This window comes from Rhodanobacter sp. DHG33, assembly GCF_014843005.1.
Classification (GTDB): Bacteria; Pseudomonadota; Gammaproteobacteria; order Xanthomonadales; family Rhodanobacteraceae; genus Rhodanobacter_A.
Window position 1 is genome coordinate 68,925 of record NZ_JACYXM010000007.1, and the last position, 17,558, is coordinate 86,482.

16 protein-coding genes are annotated in these 17,558 nt (G+C 64.7%); 10 read left to right on the plus strand and 6 right to left on the minus strand.

All coding sequences use genetic code 11. The features are described from left to right. The first annotated feature begins 283 nt into the window (after positions 1-283). The 8 genes from IHE46_RS14410 to IHE46_RS14445 all read left to right on the plus strand — a co-directional run bounded on the left by IHE46_RS14410 (position 284) and on the right by IHE46_RS14445 (position 6,901). Positions 284-727, plus strand: coding sequence for an SRPBCC family protein (locus IHE46_RS14410; protein WP_225563073.1), 444 nt, complete (start codon positions 284-286; stop codon positions 725-727). A 92-nt stretch (positions 728-819) separates the two neighbouring features. Further along, the gene (locus IHE46_RS14415; protein WP_192165355.1) at positions 820-1,299 is read left to right on the plus strand and encodes a VOC family protein; all 480 of its coding nucleotides are present in this window, start codon (positions 820-822) and stop codon (positions 1,297-1,299) included. A gap of 182 nt (positions 1,300-1,481) precedes the next feature. Further along, positions 1,482-2,201 (plus strand): hypothetical protein, encoded by a 720-nt coding sequence (locus IHE46_RS14420; RefSeq protein WP_192165356.1) that lies wholly within the window; start codon positions 1,482-1,484, stop codon positions 2,199-2,201. A 202-nt stretch (positions 2,202-2,403) separates the two neighbouring features. Then, positions 2,404-2,808 carry a GFA family protein gene (locus IHE46_RS14425; RefSeq protein WP_192165357.1) on the plus strand — a complete coding sequence of 135 codons (405 nt, stop codon included), beginning with the start codon at positions 2,404-2,406 and terminating at the stop codon, positions 2,806-2,808. 159 nt (positions 2,809-2,967) lie between these two features. After that, positions 2,968-3,798, plus strand: coding sequence for an AraC family transcriptional regulator (locus IHE46_RS14430; protein WP_192165358.1), 831 nt, complete (start codon positions 2,968-2,970; stop codon positions 3,796-3,798). A gap of 31 nt (positions 3,799-3,829) precedes the next feature. Then, positions 3,830-4,921 (plus strand): alpha/beta hydrolase, encoded by a 1,092-nt coding sequence (locus IHE46_RS14435; protein WP_225563074.1) that lies wholly within the window; start codon positions 3,830-3,832, stop codon positions 4,919-4,921. Positions 4,922-5,091: 170 nt separating this feature from the next. Continuing rightward, positions 5,092-5,319 carry a hypothetical protein gene (locus tag IHE46_RS14440; protein WP_192165359.1) on the plus strand — a complete coding sequence of 76 codons (228 nt, stop codon included), beginning with the start codon at positions 5,092-5,094 and terminating at the stop codon, positions 5,317-5,319. Between the two features lie 346 nt (positions 5,320-5,665). Further along, positions 5,666-6,901: an amidohydrolase family protein gene (locus tag IHE46_RS14445; RefSeq protein WP_343230039.1), complete on the plus strand. Its 1,236-nt coding sequence runs from the start codon at positions 5,666-5,668 to the stop codon at positions 6,899-6,901. Between the two features lie 78 nt (positions 6,902-6,979). Here IHE46_RS14445 and IHE46_RS14450 read toward each other — a convergent pair whose 3' ends face one another. After that, positions 6,980-9,190 (minus strand): prolyl oligopeptidase family serine peptidase, encoded by a 2,211-nt coding sequence (locus IHE46_RS14450; RefSeq protein WP_192165360.1) that lies wholly within the window; start codon positions 9,188-9,190, stop codon positions 6,980-6,982. A gap of 302 nt (positions 9,191-9,492) precedes the next feature. Here IHE46_RS14450 and IHE46_RS14455 point away from each other — a divergent pair, with 302 nt between their 5' ends. After that, on the plus strand, positions 9,493-10,245 hold the full coding sequence (locus IHE46_RS14455) for a nuclear transport factor 2 family protein (protein WP_192165361.1): 753 nt from the start codon (positions 9,493-9,495) through the stop codon (positions 10,243-10,245). 183 nt (positions 10,246-10,428) lie between these two features. After that, positions 10,429-10,983 carry a YaeQ family protein gene (locus tag IHE46_RS14460; protein WP_192165362.1) on the plus strand — a complete coding sequence of 185 codons (555 nt, stop codon included), beginning with the start codon at positions 10,429-10,431 and terminating at the stop codon, positions 10,981-10,983. A gap of 307 nt (positions 10,984-11,290) precedes the next feature. Here IHE46_RS14460 and IHE46_RS14465 read toward each other — a convergent pair whose 3' ends face one another. From IHE46_RS14465 to IHE46_RS14485, 5 genes are all read right to left on the minus strand, one after another. After that, positions 11,291-12,070, minus strand: coding sequence for an alpha/beta hydrolase (locus tag IHE46_RS14465; RefSeq protein ID WP_343230040.1), 780 nt, complete (start codon positions 12,068-12,070; stop codon positions 11,291-11,293). Positions 12,071-12,457: 387 nt separating this feature from the next. After that, positions 12,458-13,423 carry a PD40 domain-containing protein gene (locus IHE46_RS14470; protein ID WP_192165364.1) on the minus strand — a complete coding sequence of 322 codons (966 nt, stop codon included), beginning with the start codon at positions 13,421-13,423 and terminating at the stop codon, positions 12,458-12,460. 195 nt (positions 13,424-13,618) lie between these two features. Next, entirely contained in the window at positions 13,619-15,163 is a 1,545-nt protein-coding gene (locus tag IHE46_RS14475; RefSeq protein WP_192165365.1) for a serine hydrolase domain-containing protein, read from the minus strand. 429 nt (positions 15,164-15,592) lie between these two features. Next, the gene (locus tag IHE46_RS14480) at positions 15,593-16,195 is read right to left on the minus strand and encodes a peroxiredoxin (protein WP_225563076.1); all 603 of its coding nucleotides are present in this window, start codon (positions 16,193-16,195) and stop codon (positions 15,593-15,595) included. Positions 16,196-16,461: 266 nt separating this feature from the next. Then, positions 16,462-17,532, minus strand: coding sequence for an alpha/beta hydrolase (locus IHE46_RS14485; protein WP_192165367.1), 1,071 nt, complete (start codon positions 17,530-17,532; stop codon positions 16,462-16,464). Positions 17,533-17,558: the final 26 nt, after the last annotated feature.

Sequence of the window (17,558 nt, forward strand, 5' to 3'; positions counted from 1 at the left end):
GCTCTCCGTTGAGTGAGGAATGAAGCTTTCGAGGTATGTATGGCAAGGGCCGTGCCAACGCCCGCATGCCCTGCAAACCCGCATTCCCAAGCCGTTTCTCGCTGCCCTTCAAAAACCGGATATCCGTCCGCGGACACTCGCGGCGGACAACGGACGGTGCACGGACACGTCCGCATCGCGGACACCTGCGCGATCGGAAATAAACCTATGGCACTGTCGATCTGCGGGTTGTCCATTCGTCATCATCATGAGGACTCGCCTCGCCAACCCACGGAGACCCATCATGTCCGGCACCGTCCGCCTGCTTCGCGTGTTCACCGCACCGCCCGAACGCGTCTATCGCGCCTTCCTCGATCCCGCCGCACTGGCCAAGTGGCTGCCGCCGGACGGCTTCACCTGCACCGTGCACGAGCTCGACGCGCGCGTGGGCGGCCGTTACCGCATGAGCTTCACCAACTTCAGCGGCGGCAACGCGCACAGCTTCGGCGGCACCTATCTGGAGCTGGTGCCGGATCGGCGCATCGTCCACGACGACCGCTTCGACGATCCCAACCTGCCGGGCACCATGGTCACCACCATCACGCTGCGCGGCGTAAGTTGCGGCACCGAAGTGCAGATCGAACAGGCCGGCATCCCCGACATGATCCCCGCCGAACAGTGCCACCTCGGCTGGCAGGAATCGTTGACCCTGCTGGAACGATTGGTGGAACCGACGATTCCGGGCTGAGCCCGTGCGCGACATCCATGGCGACATCGCGCCAACCGCATTTCATCCGTTCCGAATGAAAGGGCCATGCTGCCCACACCAGGAGAATCCCTATGATGAGCAAGAACACGATCTGTCTCTGGTACGACGGCGCCGCGCTGGAAGCCGCCACCTTCTACGCCAAGACCTTTCCGGACAGCGCCGTGGGCGCCGTCTATCGCGCGCCCGGCGACTATCCCGCAGGCAAGCAGGGCGACGTGCTGACGGTGGAGTTCACGGTCATGGGCATCCCGTGCCTGGGCCTCAACGGCGGCTCCGGGGTCGCGCACACCCATGCGTTCTCGTTCCAGGTGGCCACCGACGATCAGGCCGAGACCGACCGCCTGTGGAACGCGATCATCGACAACGGCGGCCAGCCCAACGCCTGCGGCTGGTGCCAGGACAAGTGGGGGCTGTCGTGGCAGATCACGCCGCGCGCACTGAGCGCGGCGATCACCGACGCCGATACCGCCGCAGCCAAGCGCGCGTTCGAGGCGATGATGACGATGACGAAGATCGACATCGCGGCGATCGAGGCGGCAAGACGCGGGTAATCGCCACCGCGCCGATTCCCGCAGCAGATAGCCTCAGGGGCGGCGGCTTTGCCTCCGCCCCTTTCGCCGAATGGGTGACCGGGTTCGGAATTTTCCCTGCCGCCTTACTTATGTCCGTTTCGCCGTCGAGCGGCCCGTGTGACCATGCCGGGCATCCCGTCCGACAACGAAGAGGCAAGCCCATGAAACCCATCGGCCAGCGTTTCCTGACGATCTATGCCGGCGTGCTCACGCTGGTATTCGCCGCCACGGTGTTGAGCGGCTTTGCGCAGGCGCCAAAGAAACTGTCGCTCGACGAGCTGGACGTGCATCGCATCAACGTGCGCGAACCCGACGGCACGCTGCGGCTGGTGATCTCCGATGCCGCCACTGAGCCGGGCATCATCATCAAGGGCAAGGAATACCCGCACCCCAGCCGCAAGGCTGCGGGCATGATCTTCTACAACGCCGAAGGCACCGAGAACGGCGGCCTGATCTTCGGCGGCGAGAAGGACAAGGACGGCACCCATGAAACCTATGGCCACCTCTCCTTCGACGCCTACGAGCAGGACCAGACCATGGCGCTGGAATCCGAGCAGGAAAAGGACGGCCGCCACACCAAGCTGCAGTTCAACGACTATCCCGACTATTCGATCCTGGAGGAAGTCCAGCTCATGGACTCCATCAAGAACCTGCCGGTGGATCAGCAGAAGGTGCGGGTGAAGGCCTTCTTCGCCGAACACGGTGGCCCGACCAAGCGCATGGTGCTCGGCCGCGACACCGACGGCAGCGTGCAGCTCGCCATGGACGACCTGCAGGGCCATCCGCGCATCGTGATGAAGGTCGCGAAGGACGGCTCTCCGTCGCTGCAGATGCTGGACGCCAACGGCAAGGTGACCGGCGAATTGGTGCCCAAGCAGTAGCACTCCATGGCACAACCGCCGAAGCGATCGTGACGCCGCTCGCCTTTGGCGTGTGCCAGGGCATTCGGCGCGGCCTCGTGCGGCCGCGCCAGCCCAAGATGCCTTCCGGCCCTGTCGGCCGCGCAGTAGCAAAGCTATAAAGTGGCAGCCCCGCACCGTTCGCGGTGCATGGGGCATCCCGAAGCCGTCGCCGAGGTATCCCATGGAAAGCCGCACCGCATCCTGCTATTGCGGGCAACTGCGCATCGAGGTCCAGGGCCCGACTCTCGGCGCCGGCGTCTGCCATTGCCTGGCCTGCCAGCAACGCACCGGCAGCGTCTTCGCTGCGCTGGCCGGCTATGCGGCACCGTGGAAGGTCGAAGGCACGGCCACCGAGTTCGTACGCACCGGCGATCAGGGCGAGAGCTTCCGTTTCCGCTTCTGCCCGGTGTGCGGCAGCCCGGTGTTCCATACCGCCGAAGGCGACGATGCCTTCGTGATGGTGGCGGTGGGCGCCTTCGCCGATCCCAGCTTTCCGCCGCCCCAGGATTCGGTCTACGAATGTCGCCGGCACTCGTGGGTGCAGTTGCCCGAAGGCATCGCGCGCTACGACAAGAACCCGGACTGAGCTCGGCTTCGCCGCGGCGGAACACGGCAGCACCGCCGAATCGACGAAAACGTGACGCAGGCGGAAACTTCGGACCGAGTCCCCCGCAAGAACGATCAAACGCCGTCGCCGAAGCTGCAGTTACCCTGCACCACTCGATTCCATCGCCGGGTTTCAGAGATGGCCGCAGCCGAAAAAGCACTCTGGTTCATCGAAAGCCATTACAGCGAGGACCTGTCGCTGGGCCGCATCGCCGAGGTGGCCGGGGTCTCGCCCTTCCACCTGGCGCGGCTGTTCCCGGCGATGACCGGCTGCTCGGTGGTGCGCTACCTGCGCGGCCGCCGCATGACCGAAGCCGCGCGCCGCCTGGCCGGTGGCGCACCGGACATCCTCGAGGTGGCGATGGCCAGCGGCTACGGTTCGCACGAAGCCTTCACGCGCGCCTTCGGCGAACAGTTCGGCCTGAGCCCGGCCAGCGTACGCGAGCGCGGTTCGGTGGCCGGCCTGGCGCTGGTCGAACCCTGGCGCACTGCCGATGGCGTGCACGTGACGCTGAACGAACCGCGCCTTGCCCACGACGACACGCGCTTGATCGCCGGACTCGGCTGCCGCTACACATCCGACACCACCCAGGGCATTCCCGCGCAATGGCAGCGCTTGTCACTGCATTTCGCGGGCGCCCTGCCGAAGCGGCATACCGCGTTCGGCGTGTGCTGCAACAGCGACGACGAAGGCAACTTCGAGTACATCGCCGGCGTGGACGTACCGGGTTTCGGCGGTCTGGACCCAGCGCTCAGCACTTTGCGGTTGCCGGCGCGCGAGTACGTGGTGGCCACCCATCACGGCCATATTTCGGACATCCGCCGCACCTGGCAGACCTTCGTCAACGACTGGCTGCCGCGCTCCGGTCTGCAGGTCGCCGACGCGCCCGATTTCGAGAAATACGGCATCGATTTCGACGATATCACCGGCAGCGGCGACGTCGAGATCTGGCTGCCGCTGCAATCCTGACTTCCCCAACATCGCCATCGACGAGGACCGCATGACCGCACGCACTCTTTTCATTGCCCTGGCCACCGTATCGCTGGGCGTCTGCACCCTGGTCCGCGCCGGCACGGTGGGCGAAATCCACCGCGTGGCGCACACGCCGAGCGCCGCGCTGCGCGACGCGCAGCATCGCGACGAACTGCGCATCACCGTGTGGTATCCCGCCGCCGGCAACGTCGCCGAGACGCCGCTGCAGATCGGGCCGCCGGACCATCCGGTGTTCGACGCCGGCAGCGCTGCCGCCGATGCGCCCTTCGCGCCGGGGCGGCATCCGGTGATCCTGCTCTCGCACGGCTTCGGCGGCACCGCGCGGATCATGGCCTGGTTCGGCACTGCGCTGGCGCGCGCCGGCGACGTGGTGATCGCGGTGGACCACCCCGGCACCAACGGGCGCGACCCGATGACCATGACCGGCGGCCTGCTGGTATGGGATCGCGCGGTGGATCTGCGCGTGGCCCTCGACACGGCCAAGGACGACGCCCTCATCGGTCCGCATATCGATGCGCAGCGCGTGGGCGTGGCGGGCTTCTCGATGGGGGGCCTGGCAGCCCTGGTGAGCGCCGGCGCGCGGGTCGACATCGACCACTACATCCAGTTCTGCCGCTCCCATCCCACCGATGCCACGTGCGCTGCGCAGGCCGAGGCACCCGACCAGACCCTGGCCGCCCGCGAGCAGGCACTGAAGGCGCCGGCGATGGCGGCGCTGGCGAAACACGCCGGCGACGATTACGCGATCCCCGGTGTCCGCGCGGTATTCGCAATGGCGCCGGGCGGCATCGAGGCGCTGGCCCCCGCCAGCCTGCACACGCTGAACACCCCGGTGAGCATCCTGCTCGGCGAGGCCGACTCCGTAGCTCCGCCGGACAGCAACGGCAAGCTCGCCGCGACACTGCTGCCCCACGCCACCCTGAAAACCCTGCCCGGCGTCGGCCATTACGACTTCCTTGCCGACTGCACGACAGAGGGCCTGCAGCACGAGCCGATCTGCCAGCACATCCGCGTGCCGCAGCAACAGACCCATGCCGTCGCGATCGCCAGGGCGGAAGAGTTCTTCGCCAGCCATCTCACGCAGGCGCCGGCGAAATGAACCCCGCACCGGCAGGTTGCAACCGGCCAGCGTGCGGATCGGACCCGGAAGCCGCGCCTGGCACTTCCTCCGATCGGGGACGGGTGCGTTATCGATAGCATCACTGCCGGATAACGATCCCTGGCGCAGATTCGCTATTCCGGCTGTGACATGCAAAGAGGTCCCTGGCCATGAAACCCGAATCGCAACCCCCATCGCCGCAGCGCTTCCGCGCATGGGTCAACTACTTCACGCACATCGTGCATCCGTCGTCGTCGGCAACGCCGGACCGGACATCGCGGCCGTTGACGAAGCGGCAGCAATTGCTTGAAGCGCAAGAGCTCAAGCGACGCGCCCACCGGGAACATATGCTCGAGCTTCTTCGCGAGGTAAAGGAGAGGCATCGGCCCGGCGCTTGAGGCAGCCGCATGCAGCCGTCCAGAGGCCCGCAGCGATGCGGGCCTTTGCTTTTGCGAACCGAACTGGCGGCGGCGCCCGGCCGAGATTTCGTCCGCGCCGAGCCCAGCCTGCAAGAGCAAGCGAATTCGAGGCGCTCATCGCACCCCCTTCGACGCCCCATCCCGCGTCCAAGGCAAGCGATGGAAGATTGCCGTTATGCTCGCCGGCACAGGCGCCATTGGCGAACGATGAAACCGTAGCGAGGAGGCCCACGTGCCCGTGCATCGATTCCAGCGTGCAGCTATCGCTTTATTTGCAGCGACCCTCGGGTTCGCGAGCATCCCCCAGGCGTGCCGGGCCGACAGCGTGCCGAAGCCGGCCGATCATCCCTGGCTGATCAAGGCCGACCGCGTCTTCGACGCACGCGGCGAACAGACGCATGCCGGCTGGGTGGTGCTGGTGCAAGGCGACAAGATCGCCGCGGTGGGGCCGGCTTCCCAAGTAAGCGTACCCGCCGGCACGCAAACGATCGCCCTGCCGGGCACCACCCTGATGCCCGGCCTGATCGACGCGCATTCGCACATCTTCCTGCACCCGTACAACGAAACCCTGTGGAACGACCAGGTGCTGAAGGAAACGCTGCCCTACCGCACCATCGAAGCCGTGCAGCACGTGCATGACACGCTGATGGCCGGTTTCACCGCCTTGCGCGACCTGGGCACAGAGGGTGCCGGCTACGCGGACGTCGACGTGCAGCGCGCGATCGACCAGGGCCTGATTCCGGGCCCGCACCTGTTTGTCGCCACGCGCGCGACCATCGCCACGCATTGCTACGGGCCTGGCCCCTTGGGTTTCCGCGCCGACCTGGATCTTCCGCAAGGCGGCATACCGGTCAGCGGCGTCGAGCAGATGATCGACGCGGTGCGAGACCAGGCCGGTCACGGCGCCGACTGGATCAAGCTCTACGCCGACTATCACTGCGGCAAGAGCAAAGGCGCCGTGCCCACGTTCACCCAGGAAGAATTGGACGCCGCGGTGAAAACCGCGCACTCGATGAACCTGCCGATCGCGGTGCATTCCACCACGCCCGAAGGCATGCGCCGGTCGGTGCTTGCCGGCGTCGACACCATCGAGCATGCCTACGGCGGCACACGCGAAGTGTTCGAGCTCATGAAGCAGCACGGCGTCGCCTATATGCCCACGCTCGAGGCGGAAGCCGCCTATGCCGAATACTTCCACGGCTGGAAGCCCGGCCTGCCTCCCACCGCGGACATGCAACAGGCGGCCAGCGCCTTCAAGCTGGCCATGCAGGCGGGCGTCACCATTGGCTCGGGCAGCGACGTGGGCGTGTTCGCACACGGCACCAACTACAAGGAACTGGAGTGGATGGTGCGCGACGGCATGTCACCGGCGCGCGCGCTGCTTGCCGCCACCGCAGTGGACGCGAAGGTCCTGCGTCAACAGGATCAATTCGGGCAACTGAAGGCGGGGCTAGCCGCCGACATCATCGCTGTCCAGGGCGATCCGACGACGGACATAAGCGCCATCGAACACGTGCCGTTCGTGATGAAGGGCGGCGCCATCTACAAACAGCCGCTATAGAAAGGCGCCAGGGACTATTCCGCAGAGGGCCATGCGCCACCTGGTACTTGTCCCTGGCACCTTCCCGCAGCCCGTTGCTCACTGCACCGGAAGCTGCGCATCCAGGAAGGCATAGATGTCGGCAAACTCCGCGGCCTCGGCGCCCAGCGAGGTCTGCATGCCGTGGCCACCGTTGGCGTCGGTGCGGATCCACACCGGCCGCCCGCTGGTGTCGGCGGTGCGCAAGCGCGCCGCGAACTTGCCGGTCTGCCAGGTGGACACGCGGTTGTCGTTGAGGCCCACGCTCAGCAGCACCGCGGGGTATGCCGTGTGCGGCTTGATCTGCTGGTAGGGGTCCATCGCCAGCATCCACGGGAAGTCCGAGGCCTTGCGCGGGTCGCCCATCTCGACGATCTGGTTGGCGCCGTTGCGCGCGTGCAGCAGGCGAATCGGGTTGAGTTCGCCCACCATGCACACGGCCGCACCGAACTTGCCCGGGTCCTGCACGATCGCGCCGCCGACCACCAGGCCGCCGGCGCTGCCGGAGATCAGCGCGGTGCGCTGCGGGCGGCTGTAGCCGAGGTCGCTCAGGCGCTGCACGGCGGCGACGAAATCCTCCACGCCCTTGTGCTTGTTCGGCCCCCTGCCCGCCTGGTGCCAGGCCTCGCCCTTCTCGCCACCGCCGCGTATGTGCACGTAGGCAAAGATGTTGCCCTGCTTCACCCATTCCAGCCGGGTGGGCTTGAACGAAGGCAGCACGGAGATGCCGTAGCTGCCGTACGCGAACACGATGGCGCGGTGCGAGCCGTCCAGCGCGGCATCCTTGCGGTGCAGGATGGTGAGCGGCACATGGGTGCCGTCCGCACTCACCACCTCGGTCTCGGTGGCCTCGACCATACCGTAGTCGGCAGGACTGGCTTCGTCCTGGCCCAGGCTGTGCAAGGTGTGGTCCGCGGGCTCGTAGCGCCAGGACTTCGGCGGCGTGGTCCAGCCGCGCAACTCCAGCAGGAAACCGTCCTGGTCGGTGTCGGCGAAGAACAGCGAGGCCACGCCGGACAACGGCATCGGCACCGCGTCCACCTTGCCGGTGCGGTAGTCCACGCGGCGGATGTCGTCGATGCCATTGCGCGACACCTTCACGTACAGCGCATCGCGCGCCGGCGCCATCTGCTCGGTGTCGTACAGACTGGTGCCGGCCACCATGTCGTCGCCCTGCAGCGGCAGCACGGAGCGGGCCTGCGCGATCGACGCGTCCGGATGCGACAGGTCCAGCGCCAGCACTTCGCCGTTGGAGCGTGCATGGGTGGACATCAGGTACAGCGTGTCGCCGTGGATCGCTGCGGACTGCACGTGATCGTCCAGATCGGCAATGCAATGCCACGTCGCGCCGGGCTTCATCGCATCCGCCTGCGGCGCCACGCAGTAGCGCTGGTCGGCCTGCGCACCCAGCGACTGGCCCAGCGCCCAGCGCGAGCCGGCAGGAAACGAGATCACCGGGAAGGTGCGCGAGGGCATCGCGAACGACGCATTGACGCCTTCGCCCTCACCGGCGCGCAGCAGGATCGGATCCTGCGACACGGACGTGCCCAGTTTGTGCAACCGTGCGCGCATGTCCTGCACGGGGTCGCCGCCGGTACGCTGCGCGGGCGGCGCCATCGCCGTGTACTCGAAGCCGCTGCCGTCGGGCAGCCACTCGGCGCCGAACTCGCCCCACACCGGTTCCACTGCATCGCCGGTGGGCTTGCCGGTCTTCACGTCCAGCACTTCGAGGCGGGTGACCTCGCTGCCGCCGTGGTCGACATTCACCGCCACCTTGCTGCCGTCGGGCGACGGCACGAACAGCGTGATCGAGGCATGGCCGCCATCACCCTGGATGGTGGCCGGATCGAGCAGCGCACGCTCGGTGCCGTCCGCGTCGCGCACCATCAGCGTGCCGCTACCGTCCGCACCCTGGCGGATGAAGAACAGCTTACCCCCGGCGTAGCGCTGGCCACGGTGTATTACGGTGGTGCCATCGACCCTGGCCAGCACCTGCTGCCAGCGCTGCAGGGTAGGCAACGCGTCCAGCTTGCCGCGCGTGTATTGGCCCTGCGCATCCAGCCAGCGCTGGAACTCGGCATTGTTGTCGCCTTCCATCCAACGGTAGGGATCGTGCACGGTGTGGCCGAACCATTGCTCGACCACATCGGCCGTGCGCGCCGGCGGCGGTGCGCCGTTCTGCGTGGCGAAGGCGAACAGGGTGGCCGGTGCGAGCAGGCAAGCGGCCGTAGCAAGGGTCAGTGGAGCGGACCAACGATGCAGTCGGGGCATGAGGATGTCCTTGGCGTCCAAAGGAATCACGCAACACCCATCCTCGCGCATGTCGAGGTGCTGGGACACTCCCATCTGTCATACAGCGCGTGAGGTGTGAACGCCGTCGCAAGCGCGCGCTTCTGCGGAGCGAGTCGCGTTCAGTGACTGCGAGTGGCTAAGGAAACCTCATATGGCCATTCCCCATGATCTTGATGGCGTGATTGGTTATGCGTTGCCTCATGCCCGTCGCTCGATGACTTCATGCACATCCCCCTTCGCCATGCCATCGCTAGGCTGCGAAGCGACACGGGAGAATCGCTATGCGCGGAACTCGGTACGGATGGATGTTCGGCCTGGCGCTGGTGTGCGCGCACGGCACCGTGCAAGCGGCACCAGCTCCGGATGCGCTGCGCGACCAGCTGCTGCGGATCACGCAGCAACTGGTCGATGCGATACCGCAGGGCGATCGCGGCCCCTGGCAACACTGGCTCGCCGACGACGCCGTGCTGATCGACGAATTCGGTCGCATTGCCCACAAAGCCGACACCATCGCCTCACTGCATCCGTTCCCGACCGGTTTCTCCGGCAGCATCGAGCTGCGCGACGCGCACGTGCACCAATACGGCGACAGCGCAGTAATGCAGGTCGAGGAGTACGAACGCGAGACCGTGTTCGGCCAGCAACTGGTGGTGCGCTACGAAAGCCTGCTCACCTTCGTGCGACAGGCCGATGGATGGAAGCTGGCCGGTTACGAGGACGTCACCCTGCCCACGGCACCACCAGAGTTGCACGTCGCGGGGCTGACACTTTCCGACTACGCCGGCACCTACCGCTATGCGCCCGGGCGCGCCTGGATCGTGGCCGACCGGCATGGCGTGCTGAGCTACACCACGCATGCCGGCGGCACGGCGAACGTGCTGCAGCCGATCGCGAAGGACGTGTTCATGGGCAGCGACGACGAACGGAACCTCCTGATCTTCCGTCGCGATGCCCACGGCCACGTCGACGCCCTGATCGAGCGGCGCAAGTTCAACGACCTGCGATTGACCAGGGATCCCACGTCGGCGGGTTGATCGGAGCGTGGCGGATTCGGCGGAGGCAACGAAGCAAACCCGACCCTGCATCGATTGACGACATCCATGACTAACCTTCAGTAGGGTGACAAGGCCTGTGGCCTAAGCATGGTGCTTGGCGTCTTATCGCCTCCGGGGCAACACCGCGTAAAATGCCCGCTTTATGCCCACTGAAGCGCCCCCATGGCCCTCACCGCCACCATCCACAAAGCCGAACTGTCGATCAGCGACATGGACCGGCACTACTACGCCACCCATGCCCTGACCCTCGCCCGGCATCCGTCGGAAACCGAGGAGCGGCTGATGGTGCGCCTGCTCGCGTTCGCGCTGTATGCCGACGAGCGGCTGGAGTTTGGCAAGGGGCTCAGCGACACCGACGAACCGGCCCTGTGGCGCAAGGCCTATACCGGCGAGATCGAGCTGTGGATCGACGTCGGCCTGCCGGATGAAACCCGCTTGCGCAAAGCCTGCAACCAGTCGCGGCATGTGGTGGTGCTGGCCTACGGCGGCCACGCCGCCGACATCTGGTGGAGCAAGATCGCCGGCACGCTCGCGCGCCACGACAACCTCAGCGTGCTCGCCGTCGACCACGCCGACCTGCAGCAGCTGGCCGCCCTGTGCGAGCGCACTCTGCGCCTGCAATGTCTGATTCAGGACGGCGAACTACAACTCATCGCCGGCGACCTCACGCTGCCGATCCGCCCCGCTGTCCGCAAGGGCGAGTACGTCGTCGCGTAACCCCGGCCTATCCAGCCCGCGGAACGCACCTGGGGTAGAAAAGTATCGGGAGCAATTAGAGCGCTCAAACGGCTCTCTAAAAATTCCCTCCGATACCTTTCCCACAACTGGCCATCTCGCTGCAGGTAGATGGGCAGCCGCCGCATCATGCGCTTGGCATAGTCCCATCCAGACAGCCGTCAAACCTCGCCTTTCAATCCGCGAAATCCATCAGGGCCATTGACCATCCTTTGCATGGTCCGCCAAGGATCGGAAGTCGGCTCGCGGGCTCGCATGACGGCGATCAAGCCATTTCAACGAACCGAACCTACACACCCCAAAGCTTGCGTGCCTCTTCCGCAATGACATCGGGAAACTCCTCCGGAAAGAACAGCTTCGCCCCGTCAATCCGGCGCACGCCCTGCGAACGCGGCAGTGTGCGGTCGAGGTAAGCCGCATCGTCCTGCGAAAAAATGGTGTCTCCAGTGCCCCACACGATGCGCACAGGCACCTGGCTCTGCTTGAGCAGCGACTCCGTGCCGGCGAGCGGATTCGGCGCAAGGCCGATGGCGTAGGCGTTGGTGAGCGCCTTGCGCTGCGGCGATTCGACCAAGGGCCCGAGATACATATCGATGGTTTCGTCGGCGAGCCTTTCCGGGTACGTGAAGGTCATGCCGCCGAGGCCTTTGTCCGAGCGCGCCAGGTTCTTGTCGGCGACCCATGGCGCCAGCCATTCGTCGGCAAACCGACCCTTTTTGGCCAACTCGATGACCGGGACCACGGCCGGCGGCGGGCAGTTGTTTTCCACGTCGCAGTTGGTGAGCAGCAAGGTGCGCACACGATCCGGATGATGCGTCAGGAAGAGCTGCGCCACCGCACCGCCGCTGTCGTTGGCGACGATATCCACGTCGCGGATGGAAAACGTGTCCAGCAAGGCCGCAAGCATCTGCACCTGGGTGGCCGGCGTGATGTCGACGCCTGCGGCTACCTGGGTGTACCCAAGGCCCAGCCAATCGGGTGCGATGCAACGCCGATAGGGCGACAAGCGCGCGATCGCGCCGCGCCACTGATAACTGTTGAGCGGAAAGCCATGCAGGAACAGCACCACCGGACCGCTGCCGCGATCTGCATAGGCGATATTGCCGAAGCGCGTGCCGACAAAACGCCGCGACGCATTCCAATCTTTCGCCTCGTTCACCGAGGCGCTCGGTCCAGCGCCAGTCTTGCTACGCGTTACCGCGCGAGATGTACAACCGGCGACCAGGCCCGCGGCCGCTGCACTCATGCCCAAACCGAGAAACTGCCTACGCTGCATTTCAATATCCTTGTGGGTAAAGCGATGCTTGATCGATGTTAGTGGTTGGCTTCCACGGCGGCCTCGAGCCTCAAATGCCCGCGCCTGATGACGCTGAAAGGATCCCCGGCGCCATGCCCCCTTGCTTGCCTCCGTGCAGTGTCCGCCTTGGATCGGGAGCAGACGTCTCGACGCGATCAGTTATGGCGCACTCATCACGGCGATGCTCTGCGCATGCGCCCCTAGGAGCTTTGGGGTTCGCTCCGAAAACGCAATCCACTTTCCGTCCGGTGAGAAGACCGGGTGCTGGGTGTTTCGTTCGAACGGCGTGAGCTGCTTGAGTCCACTGCCATCGCTGTTCACTACGAAGATGGCATAGAACGCTGGGTTTGGACTGCCTTCGTTGCTCTCAAACACAACCTTGGCCCCATCAGGCGACCACGAAGGTGCACGCCCCTGGTGCGGGCTTTCGATCAGCAGGTGGGCATGCCCGCCGCCATCGATGAGCCAAATCTGGTTTTTGCGCTGGTCATAAGGGCGCCCCTGCCGCGGCTGGGCTGCGACAGCGATCCATTTTCCGTCAGGGGATACCGAGGCCATGCCGACCATCAAGGCTGGCGTTGTATCGATTTTGACCACGTCACCCAACCAGGTATCGACCGAGCGCAACGTGTTGTCATCACCAACCGTCTCCAAAATATGTCGGCCGTCCGGATACCAGCTCGGATAAAAGGCGCTGCCTTGCCGTGGAGTGGGTGCGCGGCGTATGTGGGAGCCGTCGCTATCCATCAGCCAAGTCGCCGCTACGCCACCCGGCCCTAGCCCGGTGAAGGCGATGAGATCGCCCTTGGGTGACCATCGGGTGCGCGCTTGCTGCACGGGGACTTCACCCGTGGACAGAGGTTTTGGAGTGCCCCCTTCAAAAGGGACGATGTAGGTCATCCATCGTCCGCCGCCGATCAGCATCCTATGGTCAAAGATCAAGAACCGGCCATCGGGGGAGAAATGCGGGCCGTAGTCGACGCCTGTGGGATCGTCAGTGACGTTTCGGATCGAGCGTTCGGTTGCATGCAATGGTGATGCACATGCCAGAACAACAAACAGCGCCAAACCGAACGTGGTGACTTTCTTGGATGACGATCTTCTAAGTATCGAAGGACGGTTCACGGGGTTTGCTCAACGAGAAGCCGGGGCATTTATCCTTTCGCTCCGAAGTCGGCGATCAATCGAAAGCAGGCATGCGGCAGCGAAACGCGATCCTAGCGCTCCGGCCGAATCAAATCTCCCCTGCACCCAAATCCAGGAAACTTGGAGCACTTGCCGGATGCGTCGGCAACCGTCTGGTTGGTTCCCACATGATCCTTACTGCCGCCGGTAGTACGCACGAGAATCGCCGCTTTCCACGCTGACGGCCCGCACCTTTCCGTGCGCATCCCGATGAAATTCCAACTGCATGAGAGGCATGGAATCGGAATCCGGATCGACGAAGCGCGTCGGCGACAAGGCCTCCAGCTGGTGCACGTTGTCATCGCCCGGCACGCGCATCGATGCCTTGCCGTGGGACATCGTGATCTGGAACGCATTGGCATCGAAGTCATCGGCGAGCCGGCCGCGCACATCCATGGGCACGCTGTCATCCAGGCGATACGTACCCTGATAGTCCGCATAAGTAGGGTTCGCAGGATCGAGGGCGACCGCGCGCAACACCGGATCGACACCCTGCCCGATCATGTCGGAAAGCGCATGCCGGATTTCCAGCCGCAAACGTGCACCGTTCGGGCTGTTGGTAAGGATCACGAAGCCGTCGCCCGTCTCCAGGTAGCCCTCCATCCAGGCGCGGTAATTGTCGTTGGAGCCGCTGTGGAAGAAGACCCGTGCGTTGCCCGATCCCATCAGCTCCGGCCCCAAGCCCTGGGGGCTGGGCGAGACGGCGCTCATCATCTGCGTCACCAGGTCGCGCGACAGGAACCCGTTATGCCCCTGATAGCTTTCGATCAGCATGGCGACCATGCCGCCGAGCTCGTTCGCGCTCGTCCACAGCCCCGAAGCGGCCTGCTCGGGAAACGACTGCCAGCCGCGCGGCAATGCGATGAGCTTGCCTTGCTCGTCGTGGGCCTTGGCGATATTGCCGCGTGAGGCAGAGAGCGGACTCTCGAACGTGCTGCGCCGCATATGCAGCGGATCGAGCAACCAGGTGCGGGCTATCGTCGCAAAATCGGTGTGGGTCACGTCTTCGAGCAACTGCTGCTCCACCTCGATGCCACCGCCGGAATAGGCATAGCGCGAGCCTGGCGGGTAGATGAGTCGAACGGCATGGTGTTTCGCGGGCGGCAGGCCATCCAACGTCTGCAGCAAGGTCGGCACCTGTTCCTGCGGCATGAAATCGGGGAAGCCGCCCACGTTGAACCCGGAGGTATGCGACATCAGCATGCGCAGGGTGACGTCGGGGTGCGGCGTGTCCTTGGTGGGCGGAACGTGCCAGCTCGTCAGGTAGGTATCGATGTTGCGGTCAAGGTCCAGCTTGCCTGCCTGCACCATGCGCAGGATCATCACGGCCGTTGCCACCTTGCTGATCGAGCCCGCTGAAAACAGCGTATCGCCATCGACCTTGTCGTTCGTGCCGGCTTCCCGGAGCCCGTACCCCTTCACCTGCCAGACCTTGCCATGGCGCAGCACCGCAACGGCCACGCCGGGGATGTGGTAGTACGCCATCCGGTCACGCAGCGACCAGTGCGGAACGGGCTGACCGGGCTCCACGATGGCCGGGCGCAGGTTGTTCTCCCAGGAAGAACCATCCGCAGTTGTCTGGGCAACCGAAGCGAGCGGCACCGAAAAAGCAACGAACGCGAGGACCGTCAGCCGACCGAAGAAACGAGGTGTCCGGCGTGACACGAACTTGATCGACATGTGGCAACTCTCCACTCATCCATGAACGCCGACGCAGCCCGCCGACAGGTCGCCACCTCGGGAGGGGGCAGATGGATCGTCTCAAGAAACGCGCTGCCAGGCAGCGCTATGGAGCATGGATCGCAAGGCTGCCTACAAAATCAGATTAGCTTATGCGCTCCCGATAATTGGACTTGTCGGCAAGCTGCAAAGTGGACATAAAAGCTGACGCGCAGTCACGAAAGCCGAGCGCCTCGGCTTCTCTTCGAAGCAGCTTGGCCGGCTAAACCTAGCGGCCATTTCTGGCGGAATGATGTCCGCTTCGGGGCGGAAACGGACATCGGCTTCACACCGGCAACGCCAGACACGCATGCCCGGGCGAACCCGCGCTTCACATCGCGAAATTCACCCGGACATCTGCCCTCGTTCCGGCGCCGCAGACTGGCCTGCTCAGTGCCCGCCCGTCATGGGCATCTTGCCCGACTGCATGCCCTGCACGATGGCCAGCGACCGTGCCACGTGCTGGTCGGGGCGCAAGTGATCCGCCTCCGACGACAGCGTGGCGACGATCCGTCCGTCGCTCGCAATCACGAAGGTGGTGCGCGAGATGAAGCCATGATCGATGGCCACCCCGCGCACATCGTTGATGCCGGCCTGCGCCGCCGTCATCTTGAGATCGTATAAACCCGCCACCTTGCCATGGGGGTCGGAGGCTACCGGGAACTTGCCGGCGCAGTACTGCGGGTCCGACGAGAAGGCATTCAGCCGCTCGATGCTGTCGGCGGACACACCGATGATGGTGGCGCCGGCGGCGTCGAACTTGGCCTTCTCAGTGGCGAAGCTATGCGCTTCCAGATCGCAGCCACCGGTGTACGCCGACGGATAGAAATACACCACTACCGGCCCCTTCTTGAGGGCCTCCTTGAGCGAGAAGCTGAAATCCTTGCCGGCGCGACTGGCCTCGGCAGTGAAATCCGGCGCCGTGGCACCGGGCTTGAGCGCGGCGAACGCCGGCATGGCCACCAGCGACGCCAGCAGGGCGGCCGTGACCATCGATCCCGTAATACGTGTTTTCATTTGCGACCCTCTCGTGTGTGCATCGACTCGGCACGAATTGCCCCGCGCCAAGTTCTTGCGGGTTGAACCACTACAGTGGTTCGTCGGACACGGCCCTAAAGTTACCTTGCCCATCGACACTGGCATCACGCATCCGTCACGGACAGCAAAGGCAACCCTGCCAGCACCAATGCGATCAACAACATACGCGCCCCGGGCCCTTGCGTTGAAGTGGCTGCTTCGGGTGGAAAGCGGACTTTAGTTCACCTCCCGGCCATGCGCCCCCTGACCTCCCCAATCACTCCCTTCACCGCCTGCACGACTGCCTCCGGGTGAGATATCTGGATGTATTCCGTGCCGCTGTTCACCAGGATCTGTCTGCCTTGTGTCGAGTGCGCAGCCAATGCTGCCTGATTCGCCAGCATGGCCTTGCTCACCTTCACCCGTTCCTTAGTGGGGAGCGCACCTAGCTCGCTCGTTCCGCTCAGTACGACGAGAGGCTTGTCGCCAAAGCTGAAATGCATGCGCTGAAAGGCCACTTCGGCTTTCGACAGGCCGCCGTCGGGTGCCGGATAGGTATCCAGGTCTTCCGTCAGCATGGCCTCCTGCTCGGAGGGACGTGCAAGCTGTGCGTTGAGCAATCGGTGAAGCGCAGGATCGGCGTTCGAGGGATCGTCCAAGCACTTCGGATTGTGCACGGGATCGCGCGCCAGTTCGCCGTGCTGCGCCAGGTCGAAACAGAGGCGTGCCTGTTTGATGTCGTCCTGATTGCCCTTGCGCCAGCCATCAAGCCAAGGCTGATCGAGCACACTGGTTGCCGCCCTATTGAGACCCGGACTATCCGGATCGATCAGGACCAGACCAGCAACATCGTTTGGATAGTTAGCCGCATAGAACGTGGCGTACAAGCCGCCGTCGGAGTGCCCGACCAAAATGATCGGCAAGGGTATGTCTGCACTCCTGATCAACGCATGGAGATCGCCGACGATATGGGTTGCCGTGGTTGGCGCATCCGAAGGATCGCTGAACCCCATACCCGCGCGGTCGTAGCTGCAGACACGCGTGACGGAGGCCAAACGTCCCTGCACGCGCCGAAAAGCCAGGCTGTCATCGCCGCCTCCCGCCTCAAAGAAGATCGTCGGCGTCCCCTTCCCCATGCAGAACAGATTCAATCGGCGACCATCGGGCAAAGCAACCAAAGTCTGCGCATGTTCGTAGGCTGTCGCTGGAATGTCGTTCGACGGCATGCCGGGCTTTTCGGCTTCGACGCCCGGCGCAGAAAGTGGCAGCCCGACCGCCAAACCGATCAGCATCACCAACAGCGGTTTCTTCATGGGCTGCGCCTAGGCCGATTGCACTG

Bases quoted from the DNA above. Each gene is read 5' to 3' on its own strand.
- IHE46_RS14410 (WP_225563073.1), top strand. From the start codon at position 284: ATGTCCGGCACCGTCCGCCTGCTTCGCGTGTTCACCGCACCGCCCGAA.
- IHE46_RS14415 (WP_192165355.1), top strand. From the start codon at position 820: ATGATGAGCAAGAACACGATCTGTCTCTGGTACGACGGCGCCGCGCTG.
- IHE46_RS14420 (WP_192165356.1), top strand. From the start codon at position 1,482: ATGAAACCCATCGGCCAGCGTTTCCTGACGATCTATGCCGGCGTGCTC.
- IHE46_RS14425 (WP_192165357.1), top strand. From the start codon at position 2,404: ATGGAAAGCCGCACCGCATCCTGCTATTGCGGGCAACTGCGCATCGAG.
- IHE46_RS14430 (WP_192165358.1), top strand. From the start codon at position 2,968: ATGGCCGCAGCCGAAAAAGCACTCTGGTTCATCGAAAGCCATTACAGC.
- IHE46_RS14435 (WP_225563074.1), top strand. From the start codon at position 3,830: ATGACCGCACGCACTCTTTTCATTGCCCTGGCCACCGTATCGCTGGGC.
- IHE46_RS14440 (WP_192165359.1), top strand. From the start codon at position 5,092: ATGAAACCCGAATCGCAACCCCCATCGCCGCAGCGCTTCCGCGCATGG.
- IHE46_RS14450 (WP_192165360.1), bottom strand. From the start codon at position 9,190: ATGCCCCGACTGCATCGTTGGTCCGCTCCACTGACCCTTGCTACGGCC.
- IHE46_RS14455 (WP_192165361.1), top strand. From the start codon at position 9,493: ATGCGCGGAACTCGGTACGGATGGATGTTCGGCCTGGCGCTGGTGTGC.
- IHE46_RS14460 (WP_192165362.1), top strand. From the start codon at position 10,429: ATGGCCCTCACCGCCACCATCCACAAAGCCGAACTGTCGATCAGCGAC.
- IHE46_RS14475 (WP_192165365.1), bottom strand. From the start codon at position 15,163: ATGTCGATCAAGTTCGTGTCACGCCGGACACCTCGTTTCTTCGGTCGG.
- IHE46_RS14480 (WP_225563076.1), bottom strand. From the start codon at position 16,195: ATGGTCACGGCCGCCCTGCTGGCGTCGCTGGTGGCCATGCCGGCGTTC.
- IHE46_RS14485 (WP_192165367.1), bottom strand. From the start codon at position 17,532: ATGAAGAAACCGCTGTTGGTGATGCTGATCGGTTTGGCGGTCGGGCTG.